Consider the following 946-nt stretch of genomic DNA (forward strand, 5'->3'; position numbering starts at 1 on the left):
AGCCGGTAACAGCTCCCAATCTGCTCAAAACGCAGACCGGATGCCATCGCAAAAACCGTCAATCAAATCGCCAAAAGCCAGAAATTACCCGCCAAGCACATCAATCAACGGTTCTTCGATCCCTCCATTTTTATCGCGATTAAGTGGTTTTTGCGTCGACAAAAAAGGCAGTCAGCTGCGGATTATCATTATCTTCTGGTTTTCGACAAATGTCGAAATACCTTAATTATGTTAGTCAATATTCTTATATTTCAGCATGTTAGTGATACCCTTAATTATGGGAAGGTCCCTTATTGATGCGAAAAAAGCCCATAATTAGGAGACAAAACGCGACCGCATGTTTATCAACGCACGGGTCTGCTTCCGCCTACATCTCGGTCGTTTGGACCACAAGATTATTTGTCAAATAGCGGACATCAGCGCTTCAAAGCCTCGTTGTAGAGCTTGTCTGGATTTCACTGATTACACCTATTGAATGATTCCAAGACACAGGCAGTCCCCCCATGGACGTTACGGTGAAAATTTCGGCGATACGGACTTTTGATCGGATCATATGACAAGCACATCCTTATATCCTTGTCATACTGCCCCATAGTATGAAAGGATACTCAAGGGCAGTATATTCGGAGTAAACGTTTCGTGCCGCACACACCAGCTGAGAAAAAGCGCGTTCTGACCCGCGTGCGCCGTATTCGCGGGCAACTTGATGCGCTGGAACAGGCTCTGGAGAAGGGGGCTGATTGCGGTCCGGTACTGCAACAGGTTGCGGCTATCCGGGGAGCGATCAACGGATTAATGGCCGGTGTCCTCGAAAGCCATCTGCGGGAAGAATTTGTTGAGTGTGCCGGTGATCGTGATGCTGCCAGTGGTTCGATCGAGAATGTGGTGTCACTCGTTCGATCCTATCTCCGGTAATGCCCTCGATGCTGGCTGATAGGTTATTTGG

At 47.9% G+C, this 946-nt stretch carries 2 protein-coding genes; both read left to right on the forward strand.

Annotated features, from left to right (window positions below):
- On the forward strand, positions 1-226 hold a 226-nt coding region (locus tag OQZ28_RS17585), incomplete at its 5' end, for a hypothetical protein (protein WP_458136701.1).
- 413 nt (positions 227-639) lie between these two features.
- Positions 640-915: a formaldehyde-responsive transcriptional repressor FrmR gene (gene frmR / locus OQZ28_RS17590; protein WP_003626675.1), complete on the forward strand. Its 276-nt coding sequence runs from the start codon at positions 640-642 to the stop codon at positions 913-915.
- Positions 916-946: the final 31 nt, after the last annotated feature.

The sequence above is a fragment of the Komagataeibacter sp. NFXK3 genome, from assembly GCF_054182245.1.